A 13,696-nucleotide genomic window follows, 5' to 3' on the forward strand; every position below is an offset into this window, starting at 1 on the left:
ATACTTATTATTCAACAATGCCCGAAAAAGTCAAAGTAATCGAATGTCCACGTGATGCCATGCAAGGCATAAAAACCTTTATTCCCACAAATGAAAAGGTAAGGTACATTCAATCTTTATTGGGTTGCGGTTTTGATACTATCGATTTTGGAAGTTTTGTATCGCCAAAGGCCATTCCGCAAATGACGGATACGGCCGAAGTATTGTCCCAATTGGATCTATCAAATACACAGAGCAAATTATTGGCCATTGTTGCCAATGTGCGCGGGGCAAAGGACGCTGCTAAACATTCGGAAATTCGGTATTTGGGATTTCCCTTTTCCATCTCGGAGAACTTTCAAATGCGAAATACACATAAGACCATTGCACAGTCCGTAGAAACGTTACGGGAAATTTTCAATATCGCCGATGCGGCCGATAAAGAAGTGGTGACCTATATTTCGATGGGTTTCGGCAATCCCTATGGTGACCCTTGGGATGTTGAAATAGTAGGGGAGTGGACGGAGAAATTAGCGGCAATGGGCGCAAAGATTTTGTCATTGTCGGATACTGTGGGAACATCGGACCCGGAAACGATAGATTATCTTTTCTCAAACCTTATTCCCAAATATCCGGAAATTGAGTTTGGCGCACACTTGCATACCATCCCCACCAAATGGCATGAAAAAGTAAATGCCGCCTTCAATGCGGGATGTAGGCGTTTTGATGGTGCAGTACAGGGTTTTGGCGGTTGCCCAATGGCAAAAGACGAACTAACGGGCAATATGCCCACCGAAAAAATGCTTTCCCATTTTACGGCTAAAAAAGCGGATTCAGGTGTGAATTGGATGGTTTTTGAAGCGGCCTACAATAAAGCTTCTGAACTTTTTGGCAAATACCACTAGGTACTACTCCTCACAGATTTCACCCAAATAATCGGCTAAATTCAATTGGAATAAAGTTCCTTCGACCAAATCCTGAATGGCTACCAATTCCTTTACATTCATGGCGAAAGTTACCTGTGGTGCGGGAGAGTCTACAAATAACGCTTTGCATGATTCATTTTGGGCACACTCACTACACATGGGTGAGTTATCCATAGTGTGCTTTATGTTTTTTGAAAATCGTGATAGTTCATTATAGGAAAGTAAGAGCCCAGTATCCCTAAAGACCAACTGTACTTTTTTGATATCTTTTACTGATGTTCTTTTCCATTGAAACGCCATACCAAAAGGGTTATGATAAATGGGGTTTATATTTTTCATGTTTGTTTTTTTATTTTACTGTAACAAAAATTTCAATAACAGTCCATTTTTAATTGTTGCTGTTGTTCAAAATCGCTCAACGGTTTTTTTAATTCGGTATACGTTATGTCATCCAATACTTCCAATACACCATGTTGCATGGCCAAGGAGCCGCAAATAAAAATTGCACCCCCCTCCGATAAGGTTTCGCTTATTATTTTGATATTGTCTTTTAATAGGTCTTGCACATATTTTTTTTGATTTTCCTTTGAATAGGCAATGTTTACAGTAGATACATATTCTTTTGCTCTTGCATTGGAAAGCATATCCGAATATAGCTGCAAGGATTTTTTCGTGCGTAAGCCTAAAAATAAGTGAACAGGTATTTTACCTATATTTTCAAACAACATCCCTAAAAAAGGAGCTATTCCCGTGCCATTGGCAATCAGGACAACAGATTTGGCTTGCCTTGGAAAATGAAAATCCGGATTTTTTTTGATGCGTATATTCATACGGGTTGCAATTGCCAGGTCGCTTAAAAAGGGCGAACATATTCCGAATTTATGTTTTTTTACGCTTAAAAGTATATCGTCTCCTATTTTGGCAATAGAATATAAACGTTCAAAATTATCCTGCTTAGGGGTTATCGCAGCCAAATCTCCAGATTGAAATTGTATATTTTTTTCGGGGCGTAACCGTATTAAAAAGGTATCATCTTTATTTAAGTCGGTTTTTTCTACAACTCTAAAACTGTTTTTTTTAAGCTGTTTTTTCTTTTTTTCGGGAAACTTTATTTTTAACGAAACCGATGTCTTCTCTTCCCACTTTTTGGCCCAATCCAAAAACGACCGTTCGTCTTGATTGTTTATCTTATACAAGGGAATTGTTTGTTCAAAATATGGTGAAGCATCAAGCAGATTTTCCACGGTTACGGCAAACGAACAGTACCTGGGGTATAGCAACGAACCAAAACCTACGACCGAGTACTGTACCTTTTTCGTGGCTTGAACGGTTTTGAAAAGCTGTTCAAATTTTCTGGCATTCGTGGTGGGCTGCCCATCGCCATACGTAGCGGTCAAGACGATAAGATGCTGGGCTTTTTTATAGGTGGAATACGAATTTAATTTACCCAAAAAGACACTTTTTCCTGATTTTACCAAGGCTTGTTTTAAAAGTTTTGCAAATCCAAAAGTGCTGCCTGTTTCAGAACCGACCAAAATAATATGGCTACATTCATCCTTATCGACCCTATCTATTTTTGTATTCTTGGTTCGTCTGCGCCACATGACGATACCCGTATAAATAAAGAATAGGATTGAGACACTGGCCAATAACAAGATTACCGACCATAAAAAAGAACCTTGCCCAGTGTGGAGCAAGGTACTCCATCTACTGGCCAAAACCGTGAATGGATATTGTATTTCACTTAAAACCTCACCCGTATATTGGTGTACGTAAATCTCCCTGTCGCTCAGGGAAACCTCAAAGTAATCTTCAGGTGCTTTGGAAAAGGGAAAATTTACAGATTTTACATCCTTCAATACAATTGTTTTGAAAATGGGCAGTTCAGATGCCTCTATGCTCAGATCAACTTCCGTTTTAGCGTTTTTTAATTCGTGAATGGTCGTGTTTTCGGGCAATAACGAAAATTTCTCTGCGGAAAGGTATACCCCGGTAGCTGCGATAATAATGATAGGCAATAAGAACAGTCGTCCGAATATCACATGGTAACGTAGCTCAAAATACTCTTTTTGCACCTTGGAAAAGAGTTTCATGAGTCCACCTTGTCTTTTTAGTATCAAAAATAATCCGGTAATGGCGATAAGACAGAGCAAGAACGAAACAAGGCCCACAAAAAAACGTCCCAAACCTTTTAAAAAAAGGGATCGGTGTAGATTGGTCGCAAATTGAAAAATTGGAGCTTGTGCTTTTGGGCTTCCTAATTTTTCGGCGGTTTTTGGATGTATGTATATTGTTTCACTTTCTCCGGATTTGGTAATTACCGATGCCGATATGAAATCATTCGCATCAATTTCCAAAGAAAGTACCTCGTCATAGGAGCTGTTCAATGCGACCATGGTTTCCGATAACGATAGTTTCTCGCTACCGGCAATATGATAGGGCTGCACGGCGTTTTGCATTGGCTCAAAGGCCAGAACTATACCTGTAAGCGATGCGATCGTTAAAAAAAGTGCCGAGGCCAAAGCCAATAATAAATGACTGTACCTCCAGATAGAGACGGTCATGTCATAGGTTTTATTGGGGAATCATGCGTACGTAACGTATAAAACCTTTACCTTCTTTCTTGGTCTTCAGGTTTTCCGTGGTCAATTCGAACTCAAGGTCATCCATGTAATATTCTTGGTCTTCTACGGCAGATTCAAATCGTATCTTGTATCCGGCATCTATTTTGTCCACGGGTATTTTTAATACTGTCATACTTCGTTCCCCGCCAGAGACGGTTGCACCGGTAATGGCATCTATGTCGGGCCGTTTTATACCGTAAACATTTTTCCACCACTCCTCAATATCCCTATACCACTCATTGTCATCACCTTGCACATACAAGGTTTCTTCATATTTGTTTTCTGCATTCAACAACGATACTACCACATAGGCTCCCTCACCGGTATAATTGGTCAATTGTATCATACATTTATAGTTTACCGTTTCCTCGGATCGTGTAAAACTTGCCGTGATAATAAATGCTAGGGCTATAATGAATAAAATTCTAAACTTGGGTTTCATTTTTTTAATTTTTTCTACAGTTTTTCACTTACTTTAAAAATTCCAAAGTTACTTGCCGTTCTCTCAATAGTTCATTCTCATTGGCCAGGTCATAAACCGATTCTTCAAATTCTGTTTTTACCGATTTGTCCGCTCCCTGGGAAATCAAATATTTTAAAATAATATCGTTGTTTGAAGTCATCGCTGCCATATGTAATGGAGTAATGCCGTCTTTGTTTTTTTGGTTGATATCTATATCAAAAGCTTCTAATCTTTTTAATAACGAAAGATTATTTTCTTTTACGGCCAAGTGTAGTAAGGTATTTCCGTTTTCTTGTGTTTCGTTCAAAGAGAGTCCCTTATCGGTCAAAAGCTTTAATTTTTGTTCAAAACTTTCGGGCTCGGCGTTTTTGTATGTGTTCAAAAGGTAATGAGCAAGGGTATTGTCTTTTACATCTTTCACATGGATATCCGCTCCCTTTCGGATGATAAAATCAACAACTTCACCAGAATTACGGTTTACGGCCATAACAAGTGCCGTATGCCCACTTTTATTTTGTGCATCAATATCTTCGACATGATCGGACAAAAATTTGACCACCTCTAGGGTATTGCTCTTTGCAGCATTCATAAAAGGAGAGTTCCCAGCTTTATCTTGTTGGTCAACATCTACACCTTTATTTATAAAATACTTAAAAACCTCTAGATCATTGGTTTTGTAGGCAATGGCGTGTAACGGATTTCGGTTTTCAATATCGGAGGTATCGGGGTTGATGCCCAAACTCTCCAAATATTTATAGGTCTCTAAACTGTTTTGGGAATTTCGGGTACCCAGGCTCGCCATATGCAAGGCGTTTTGCCCTTTGTTATTAACTGTTGTGTAGGGCAATCCTTTTTTTACCAATGTTTTCAGCAAGGGTATATGACCTCCTTTTGCAGCATAATGAAAAACCCCGTTCCCATGATCGTCCGTACTTTTAAGGTCCAAACCTTTTGAAACGAAATATGCTATTGTACCGTAGTCTTTGACAAAAGGTGCTACCAACAATAATGCGTTTGCGCCGTCGTGGTTTTTAGCTTTGATATCGGCATTGTTTTCTAATAAAAAATCATATAATTCAGGATTGGTTTGGCCTGTAACAGCGGCAAAATTCATGACAGAATAGCCATGGCTATCTTCAATATTTGCCTTTGCACCTTTGTCGACCAAATATTGCATTATTTCCAAATTGTCACGATAAGCGGCCCAAAAAATATAGGTTCTACCGTCATGGGTCAGTTTATCAACTTCATTGCCCTTTTTGCCCAACAAATATTTTATGGTGGTATTGTCCGCTTTCTCCATAAGCGCATAACAAACGGCATCGAACATTGATTCGTTAAGTGCGGTAACATTATTTCCCGCTTTGATATCTTGTTCAATTTGTGAAATAGATGGATTGGCCTTCCAATACCCACGTTTCAAAAAAACGTTTTCTTGGGCATTGCCCAACGTAAAGGAAAAGAACGTAACGATGCCTAGAATAAACTGTACTGTTTTCATGTTATCAATTTTGAACAAACGATTCGATAACTTCGCTTATTTCTTGTTCTTTGCTTATTTCATCATCAAATAAATGTTTGTACAATACTTTATTGTCAACTTTTTCTTTAAGGGTCAAATCGGTATTTCTTTTAAATACTTCATCCCATTTACTGCGAACGGTAGTCCATTTATCATGGTGTTCTTGCCACCAATCCGAGGCGCCTTTGCACCTTTCGTCCGGCACTTTTACATAGGTATTGTACCCTTTTTCCATGGCTAGGATTACGTCAGCCTGTCCTTCTTTTCTAATGATCTTTGCATTGTCTTGGTCATGTATCCATCCTGCATCACTGGTTTCGTGCCTGTTTCCTCGCAGGGTAACATTGTAATCGCCACGGGTAGTGTATTCTCTTCGTGGTAGGGGAGCTGGTGTCGTATTTTCCCAATAGCTTTTTCCATCTACATGTACCCAAGTGGCACTACCTTCATAGCGTGGGCTATCATCTACTTGATACACTTTTTGTGTCCATTGGCCTTCAACCTCTGTCTTTGGTTTTTTTGTAAACGCCCAGTTATTGTCGCCATCATATAGGTAAAAATCCGTATTCTCGTACAACCAGTCTTGTCGCCAATGTTTTACGATCATAGGTTTTGCAGGGTTGCCTACCTGAAGAATGTGTTGTATTACGATTTTGTCATTGGTATCGGTAACCAATTGCGCCCATTCCAAACCTTTGTCCACTTTTGTTTTTGAAGGTTTGTACAATGAGTCTTTACTATAGTTAAAAGTCTCGGCAAAATTAAAGGTGACCTCGTAACAACCGCACATGTTTTTTATGGATTGTATGTCCTGTTGTTTTTTGTTCTTTTTTGATTGAGCCGACAGCGAAAAGGATAAAAGTATTACTGTTACAAAAGCGATTTTTTTCATGGTTGAATAGTTAAAAGTTGACAAATAATATTCTTTCACAAAAATATAAATTTTATTTAGATTGATTAAAAATAAGATATATATTTGTCAAAAAATTATTAGGAATGAATCTAAATAGGTTGTTAGCCTTTGTTTTTATTAGTGTTTCTGGAGCTTCTCTTTATGCACAAGAAAAACCGCTTGCAAACGATTCTATTTTAGTTCAGGACTTAGAAGAGGTAATTGTGACCGCAACACGTACGGTCAGGCAGCTTTCCTCGGTGCCTTTGCCCGTTACTCTGATTTCCAAAAAGCAGTTAAAGAAAACAGGGGTTATCCGGTTAGATGAAATCTTAAACGAGCAAACTGGTATTATCACCGTTGCGGACGAAAGTGGCTTTAACGGAATTCAAGTTCAGGGAATTGCATCCGATTATGTCATGATTTTGATAGATGGTGTTCCCTTGGTGGGCCGTTCTGCCGGAAATTTTGATTTGAGCAGGCTTACCGTCGGTAACATTCAACAAATTGAGATTGTCAAAGGACCGTCCTCAAGTCTATATGGTTCAGAGGCGTTGGGCGGAGTAGTCAATATCATTACCGAAACCCCCAAAGATAGTACGTTGCACGGGAACGTATCCCATAGAATCGCCTCGTTCAACACGCACGATTCCAACATAAATATCAAACAAAAATTTAAAAAACTGGGATATTCCCTGTTTGCGAATAGTCTATTTAGTGATGGTTATGACCTAGTACCTGAAAACCCTGGGCAAACTGTTGAGCCGTTCAATAACTATACGCTTAACGGAAGAATTTTTTATGATTTTACAAAAAATCTACGGTTGTTTACTTCTGGTAGGTATTACAAACAGGAACAAGAGTCCAGTCTTTTTTTGGGCGATGAATTGCTAGAGGGTGATAGTAATTTGTCCGAAGCTAACTTGCATTTGAGATTAAACCATGGGGCCAATGCCAAATTAGATTTTGAATATGAGTTTTATTATACCAATTACATCGCAAACGAGTTTTTACAAAGCCCCATAACACAAGATACTTTTAGTGAGAGTGACTTTAACCAAAATCTTTTTAGGCCAGAGGTACGTGCCATGTACGCTATAAAGCCAAACAATACTGTAACGTTAGGTGTTGGGTACAATCACGAAAATTTGGATCGTACCTTTTTTGATGAGAGGGTAACTTTTGATTCACAGTATGTTTATGCCCAATACGATTTTTATCCTTTGGAAAAAATAAATATGATCTTGGGGGCTAGGTTCGATAATCATAGTGAATACCAATCCCAATTTAGCCCCAAGGCATCTTTGAATTATGCATTCAACGATAACATTTCCCTTAAGGGTTCAATTGGTTATGGCTTTAAGGCACCCGACTTTAGACAGCTATATTTTGATTTCACGAATTCGGCCGTAGGATATACCGTTTTGGGATATAATGTCGCCGTTGCCAAGGTTCAGGAATTGGAAGAACAGGGTCAATTGATCGATATTCTTTTTGATTTGGACGATTTGGCCGAACCTCTGCAAGCCGAAAGTTCGGTAGGATACAATTTGGGTGCTGCTTACCAAAACGGAAAGCTCAGATTGGGTCTAAACTATTTTAGAAACGATTTTCAAAATCTTATCGATACAAGAGCGATAGCTAGGAGGACGAATGGTCAAAACGTTTTCAGTTACGTGAATTTTGATAGGATTTACACCACAGGTCTAGAACTTGATATCAATTACAAAGTATCCAATACATTGACCTTGGCCGGTGGGTATCAATTACTCTACGCCAAGGATAAAGAAAAAAAGGTGGCTTTGGAACGGGGCGAGGTATTTGCCCGTGACCCTGCATCACTGCAAACCGTAGCACTTGATAATACCGATTATTTTGGGCTCGTCAACCGTTCCAGGCACACCGCCAATTTTAAGATGTTCTATGAAGTGCCACGATGGAATTTTAATGCCAATCTACGTATCAACTATCGAAGCAAATATGGTCTTTTTGACAGTAATGGTAATGGTATCATAGATGATTTTGACACATCTTTCGTTGATGGCTTCGCACTTACCAATATTGCCTTGAACAAGACATTTGCCGGTAAGTATACCTTACAGTTAGGAGCCAACAACCTATTTGATTACAGGGACGAAGAAAATATACCCGGTCTCGCCGGAATACAATTATTTACAAAAGTTAATATCCAATTTTAAAAACAAGTATTATGCAATCTACATTTAAATTCTTTACATTTTTAGTACTACCCCTACTATTTATCGCCTGTGATAGTGATGACGATGAACCACAGTTGGAGGCCGTAGAAAGTAAGACGGCTACGAATATACCGGCACCGCAGACCGGAGGTTTTGGTCAGGGCGAAATAGGAGGGTCTTTTACGAAATTCAGTTTTGAAACGGGTGCCATTACCACTAATGAAACGGAATGGGATATTGCCTTTAGGGGCTTGACAATTGCCGTTAACGGGGGAGTCGCAACCGGAACGAATGATGAGCCCGAGAGAAATGGAGATGCTGGCGCAGCTATTGCAACGGGTACTTTTGCCAGTGTTACCGATGCTGCCTCGTACACTTTTCTACAGGATTCAGCCAATGGTTTTGCCATTCCTACGGGGAGCGATAATGGTTGGTATAATTATAACCAGCCAACCAATGTAGTGACCCCTATTCCAGGCAAGGTACTCGTAATAAAAACCCATGATGGTAAATATGCAAAAGTTGAAATTTTAAGTTATTATAAAGATGCGCCATCGGAAATAACCTCGGAAATCGCGAACAGGGATTTTAGATTTTACACCTTCAATTACGTCTATAACCCTAATGAAGGCGAGACTTCATTACAATAGATCGTTTAAAATTAGTTTGAGTTAGTTTAGTTGAGAAGCCGGGCATACCTTCGGGTTGTCCGGTTTTGTTCAGTAGATAACCACAAGAATACTATAAAAACCGAAAAAATGAAAAATTTTAGTGTAGCGATAATGGCCCTGTTATTCAGTATCGTTGCCCTTGGGCAAACCACGATAGAAGGAACTATATCTGACGGCGAGAACATACCGCTTTTGGGTGCAACGATCATGCTGAACAATACACGCGGCACCACCAGTGATATGGATGGAAAGTACAGTTTTGCCAATGTGGAATCGGGTCAGTATTCATTGACCGTTTCGTACATAGGATACAAATCAGAAACGAAATCTGTTGAGGTTTCCGGGCAAGCGAACCTAAGTGTTGATTTTACCCTTGTACCAGCAACAGAGCAATTGCAACCTGTTGAGATAATCGGGCGTAGGGAAACCGGATATAAAAATACGGTTTCGTATGCCGCGACCAAATCGGCCGCTCCCGTTAAGGAAGTGCCAACTACCATCAATTTTGTAACCAAAGAGCTTGCGTTGGATCAGGCTGCTTTTACATTGAACGATGTTATAAAAAATATTAGCGGAGTAAACCAGTTCAGTTTTTATAATGATATCACTATTAGGGGGTTTCGTGTAGCGGGCCAGCGTAACTCGGGCAATTTGGTAAACGGTATGCGCGCCTTTACGAGTTTTTGGAAACCACAGCTGATTCCACATATTGAACGGGTAGAAGTTATTAAAGGACCGGCTTCGGCCCTGTTTGGCAATGCATCTCCCGGCGGAACAATCAATAGGGTCACCAAAAAACCGCTACCTGAAGCAAGACAATCTATTACCGCATCGGTAGGTAGTTTCAATACTTTTCGAACCTTAGCGGATTTTACGGGCCCCATGACAAAAGATAACAAGCTCTTGTACAGATTGAATTTGGGTTATGAAAATACCGATGGTTTTAGGGATCTTCAGTTGGCTAGAAATTTGGTTGTGGCACCTTCTTTTTCATTTTTGCCAACGAACAACACACGGCTCAACTTTGACATTGTTTATCAAGACTCCCAAGGTCGCTTAGACCGGGGGCAGGCCGTTTTTGGAAACGGTGACCTTTTTTCCACACCTATCACCAAATCATTGAGTGCGGCCAATGACTTTTTGGACGAGATAAGTCTGACCGCGACTGTTTCCTTACAGCATAATTTTATCGATAATATTACATTCAACAGTATTTTTATGCGTTCGTCCTATGACGAAGATTTATTGGAACATCGCACATCCAATAGGTTCGCTGCTCTAGGCGATGGCAGCTTTGATGAAGAAAAAGTAGCTATGCGTGTATTCATACGAAAAAGGGGCTGGGACAATAACAACTTTAACAACTACTTTAATTTCGATTTTGATTTAGGACGTGTAAAAAACAAGCTTTTGGTTGGTTATGACTATTTTCAACAGGAATTACAACCTGGCGGATCACAGCTCGAAGCACGTAGTTATCTTCTGCAAAATGGCACTGCAACGAATGTATTTGATCCCGATAATGCGGCAAATTATGTTTTGGATGGTGACGGAAACCCTGTGACCAATGTTGGTCATTTTGATTTGGTGTCCTCAACGGCAAACGGCCTACGGGATATGAGCAATTATGTATACAGGACAAGGACCTTTAATCAATTTTTGCAAAGATCGCATGGGGTATACCTGCAAAATCAAGCTGAAATAGGTGACTTTAAAGTATTGGTCGGTTTGCGGCAAGAATATTTTACCGATTTTACCGACTACAACAGCGAAGATGAGGAAAAGGTGGAACAACAAGCCTTTTTGCCAAGAATAGGTTTGGTGTACACTATGAACGATAATATTAATCTTTACGGTACATGGGTACAGGGCTTTCAACCGCAAAGTGCCGCCGATATAATAAATCCCGATGCCGGTGGTCCTTTCGATCCTTTGGAAAGCGAGCTTTTTGAGTTTGGGGCCAAATCAGATTGGTTTAATGGGCGCCTAAATGCATCGCTATCATTATATCTGTTGACGCAAAAGGGAGAGCTTTACAATGCAGATGATCCAAATAATCCAGAGCGTTTGGTACAGATCGGCGAGGAAGAAGCGAAAGGCTTTGAGCTTGATATTTCCGGAAACATTACGCAAAACTGGAGCCTTGTGGCCGGTTATGCCTTTAATGATGCAAAGTTTACCGAAAGCGACGACCCTGCCGAAATTGGAAGGCAAAAGCCAAATGCACCTAGGCATATGGGAAATATCTGGAGCAAGTATATTTTAGGCGAAGGTCGATACAAAGGGGTTGGCTTTGGGGTTGGTTACAATTTTGTTTCTGAACGGTTTGGGTCTATCGTCAGCAGCGGGGCAGAACCTACAGAATTTCCCATGTACGGGCTGTTTGATGCCGCCCTGTATTACAATTTGAACAAGGTTCAGATTCAATTGAACATCAATAATATTTTCAATAAGACACATTGGGTAGGCGGTTACGATTTTATAAGGGCATTTCCCGGTGCACCGAGAAATGTGATGACCACAGTGTCCTACACTTTCTAAGGAATGAAGCTAAAAAAGAAAACATTCTTTCAAATTCATAGTTGGATAGGTATCCGATTGAGCATTCTGTTTTTTATAGTTTGCTTTTCGGGTACCTTAGCTACATTAAGCCATGAGATGGACTGGTTGTTTATACCATCCATTCGGGCTACACCTCAAAGTGAACTTGCCCCACGAAACTTGATGGTATCAAATTTTAGAGATGCCTACCCCAAGGGTGAGATCACATTTTGGCTACGTACCGATGAGCCGTATTTGTGTGATATCATCTATAAGATGGAGGATGGGCAACGAAGCTATGTTTTTGCAAATCCGTACACGGGAAAAATACAGGGGGAGGCACAGATTACGTTTCAACGTTTTTTTAGGGATTTACATTATTTTTTGTTCGTTCCATTTCAGATTGGGCATTTTACGGTATTGATTTTTGGTTTTCTGTTATTGATATCACTCGTAACGGCACTAGTTTTTTACAAAAAATGGTGGCGAAAGCTTTTTGAATTACAAACGGGAAAAGGAAATCTGGTTTTATTTCGAAGTCTTCATCGTTTGATCGGCCTTTGGTCGGTACCTTTTACCCTTCTGTTTTCTATTACGGGCATTTGGTATTTTTTGGAAAGGGCCAATGTAGGCGATATCGGGAAAACAACAAATCCCAAACCCCCGGTGATACATGGCTTTGAAGCTGATAAAGCTGGCATTGATGCCAATAATCTGGATTACGACCGCGCCGTAAGGGTTGCGAAAAAACAAATACCAAATCTGGTTGTCGGTGACATTTCTCCAAAAAGCGGAAAGTCGGGCAGCATCTATTTATCGGGAAAAAGTAATGTGCCTCTAGTGCGCCAAAGGGCCAACCGTGTGTACTTGAATCCCAATACATATAAAGTGATAAAGACTCAAAAGGCCACCGAAATCGGAACGGTTATGTTCCTAAACGATATTGCAGACCCATTGCATTTTGGGTATTGGGGCGGTTTGACTACCAAGATTATCTGGTTTGTTTTTGGTTTGGCAATCTCGTTACTGGTATTGTCTGGCATTTGGATAACACTAAAGCGCAAGGCATTAAAGAGAAAAAAAAGCAAAAAGAAAATAATGGGTGTTTGGCGTTATGTGAACTGGGGCTTTTTTGCAATTATGCTTTTATTCATGTACTACATATTGATCGATAGGTATAAAGCGTCAATCACGGCAATGGTGATTATAAGTATAGGATGGTTTCTGTTTCTGGCAGCGGCATATTATATTTTTATATATAGATTGAATAAAGTAGTCCAAAAAATCACCTGATTCGAAAAAAAGGAAACCCAATAAAATGTAGTATGCAATTGATTTACAAAAATGACTACGGTGCGGTGTATCGTATTTTCAATAGCCCTAATCCAGATTGTGAAATGCAATTGGTTGTAGACACTGTTGGCCTATTTATGTCAAGAGCAGATCTAGAACATCTTTTGGTTATAGTTCGCAAATCATACGAGCCCTGTTCATGTGTGGAATGTGATGGCAATCCTTGTGAAAAAATCTGGAGTACAAACCCACTTATCGATATTTGTTTGAAGGTAGATAGGTCCATTTTGACAATGATAGAAGATTTGATAAAGGGCACCCAGTTTATGATAAATATTGATACTACTTTAGAAAAATATCGTCTTAGACCTGAAGATTGATATCAAAATCAAACACACTTACTTTTTTTTTATGCCCGGCTAAAAGTTTGGTTTCCCAATTTTATTCAGCAATTTTATAAGTTTCTGAATTACAAAACTTTACGATTTTTCTTAATATTAAATTTACAATTGTTGATAACAGTGTGGAAAAACTTCACGATCAACAAATAAAATAAAGGCAATAAAATTTGACCTTTATACCTCGCT

At 39.6% G+C, this 13,696-nt stretch carries 11 protein-coding genes; 6 read left to right on the forward strand and 5 right to left on the reverse strand.

Annotated elements, in window-relative coordinates; genetic code table 11:
- The first annotated feature begins 17 nt into the window (after positions 1-17).
- Positions 18-884 carry a hydroxymethylglutaryl-CoA lyase gene (locus HYG79_RS13315; protein ID WP_179242562.1) on the forward strand — a complete coding sequence of 289 codons (867 nt, stop codon included), beginning with the start codon at positions 18-20 and terminating at the stop codon, positions 882-884.
- Between the two features lie 3 nt (positions 885-887).
- Here the strand turns inward: HYG79_RS13315 and HYG79_RS13320 are convergent, their stop codons facing one another.
- The 5 genes from HYG79_RS13320 to HYG79_RS13340 are packed head-to-tail and all read right to left on the reverse strand — an operon-like array spanning position 888 to position 6,406.
- The gene (locus HYG79_RS13320) at positions 888-1,244 is read right to left on the reverse strand and encodes a hypothetical protein (RefSeq protein WP_179242563.1); all 357 of its coding nucleotides are present in this window, start codon (positions 1,242-1,244) and stop codon (positions 888-890) included.
- A gap of 32 nt (positions 1,245-1,276) precedes the next feature.
- On the reverse strand, positions 1,277-3,469 hold the full coding sequence (locus HYG79_RS13325; protein WP_179242564.1) for a PepSY domain-containing protein: 2,193 nt from the start codon (positions 3,467-3,469) through the stop codon (positions 1,277-1,279).
- A gap of 10 nt (positions 3,470-3,479) precedes the next feature.
- The gene (locus HYG79_RS13330; RefSeq protein WP_179242565.1) at positions 3,480-3,971 is read right to left on the reverse strand and encodes a DUF2271 domain-containing protein; all 492 of its coding nucleotides are present in this window, start codon (positions 3,969-3,971) and stop codon (positions 3,480-3,482) included.
- A 28-nt stretch (positions 3,972-3,999) separates the two neighbouring features.
- Positions 4,000-5,493 (reverse strand): ankyrin repeat domain-containing protein, encoded by a 1,494-nt coding sequence (locus HYG79_RS13335; protein ID WP_179242566.1) that lies wholly within the window; start codon positions 5,491-5,493, stop codon positions 4,000-4,002.
- Between the two features lie 4 nt (positions 5,494-5,497).
- Entirely contained in the window at positions 5,498-6,406 is a 909-nt protein-coding gene (locus tag HYG79_RS13340) for a DUF6607 family protein (protein ID WP_179242567.1), read from the reverse strand.
- Positions 6,407-6,510: 104 nt separating this feature from the next.
- Between HYG79_RS13340 and HYG79_RS13345 the strand changes: the two genes are divergently transcribed.
- The 5 genes from HYG79_RS13345 (at position 6,511) to HYG79_RS13365 (ending at position 13,489) form a co-directional block, all read left to right on the forward strand.
- On the forward strand, positions 6,511-8,604 hold the full coding sequence (locus HYG79_RS13345; protein ID WP_179242568.1) for a TonB-dependent receptor plug domain-containing protein: 2,094 nt from the start codon (positions 6,511-6,513) through the stop codon (positions 8,602-8,604).
- An 11-nt stretch (positions 8,605-8,615) separates the two neighbouring features.
- The gene (locus HYG79_RS13350) at positions 8,616-9,254 is read left to right on the forward strand and encodes an HmuY family protein (protein ID WP_179242569.1); all 639 of its coding nucleotides are present in this window, start codon (positions 8,616-8,618) and stop codon (positions 9,252-9,254) included.
- Positions 9,255-9,362: 108 nt separating this feature from the next.
- Positions 9,363-11,816, forward strand: a complete 2,454-nt coding sequence (locus HYG79_RS13355; protein ID WP_179242570.1) for a TonB-dependent receptor — start codon at positions 9,363-9,365, stop codon at positions 11,814-11,816.
- Between the two features lie 3 nt (positions 11,817-11,819).
- Complete coding sequence (locus tag HYG79_RS13360) at positions 11,820-13,109, forward strand: PepSY-associated TM helix domain-containing protein (protein ID WP_179242571.1); 1,290 nt, start codon at positions 11,820-11,822, stop codon at positions 13,107-13,109.
- 32 nt (positions 13,110-13,141) lie between these two features.
- Positions 13,142-13,489, forward strand: coding sequence for a hypothetical protein (locus HYG79_RS13365; protein WP_179242572.1), 348 nt, complete (start codon positions 13,142-13,144; stop codon positions 13,487-13,489).
- Positions 13,490-13,696: the final 207 nt, after the last annotated feature.

The organism is Costertonia aggregata (assembly GCF_013402795.1).
Lineage (GTDB): Bacteria > Bacteroidota > Bacteroidia > Flavobacteriales > Flavobacteriaceae > Costertonia > Costertonia aggregata.

Bases quoted from the DNA above. Each gene is read 5' to 3' on its own strand.
- HYG79_RS13365 (WP_179242572.1), top strand. From the start codon at position 13,142: ATGCAATTGATTTACAAAAATGACTACGGTGCGGTGTATCGTATTTTC.
- HYG79_RS13330 (WP_179242565.1), bottom strand. From the start codon at position 3,971: ATGAAACCCAAGTTTAGAATTTTATTCATTATAGCCCTAGCATTTATT.
- HYG79_RS13325 (WP_179242564.1), bottom strand. From the start codon at position 3,469: ATGACCGTCTCTATCTGGAGGTACAGTCATTTATTATTGGCTTTGGCC.
- HYG79_RS13350 (WP_179242569.1), top strand. From the start codon at position 8,616: ATGCAATCTACATTTAAATTCTTTACATTTTTAGTACTACCCCTACTA.
- HYG79_RS13340 (WP_179242567.1), bottom strand. From the start codon at position 6,406: ATGAAAAAAATCGCTTTTGTAACAGTAATACTTTTATCCTTTTCGCTG.
- HYG79_RS13335 (WP_179242566.1), bottom strand. From the start codon at position 5,493: ATGAAAACAGTACAGTTTATTCTAGGCATCGTTACGTTCTTTTCCTTT.
- HYG79_RS13345 (WP_179242568.1), top strand. From the start codon at position 6,511: ATGAATCTAAATAGGTTGTTAGCCTTTGTTTTTATTAGTGTTTCTGGA.
- HYG79_RS13360 (WP_179242571.1), top strand. From the start codon at position 11,820: ATGAAGCTAAAAAAGAAAACATTCTTTCAAATTCATAGTTGGATAGGT.
- HYG79_RS13355 (WP_179242570.1), top strand. From the start codon at position 9,363: ATGAAAAATTTTAGTGTAGCGATAATGGCCCTGTTATTCAGTATCGTT.
- HYG79_RS13320 (WP_179242563.1), bottom strand. From the start codon at position 1,244: ATGAAAAATATAAACCCCATTTATCATAACCCTTTTGGTATGGCGTTT.
- HYG79_RS13315 (WP_179242562.1), top strand. From the start codon at position 18: ATGCCCGAAAAAGTCAAAGTAATCGAATGTCCACGTGATGCCATGCAA.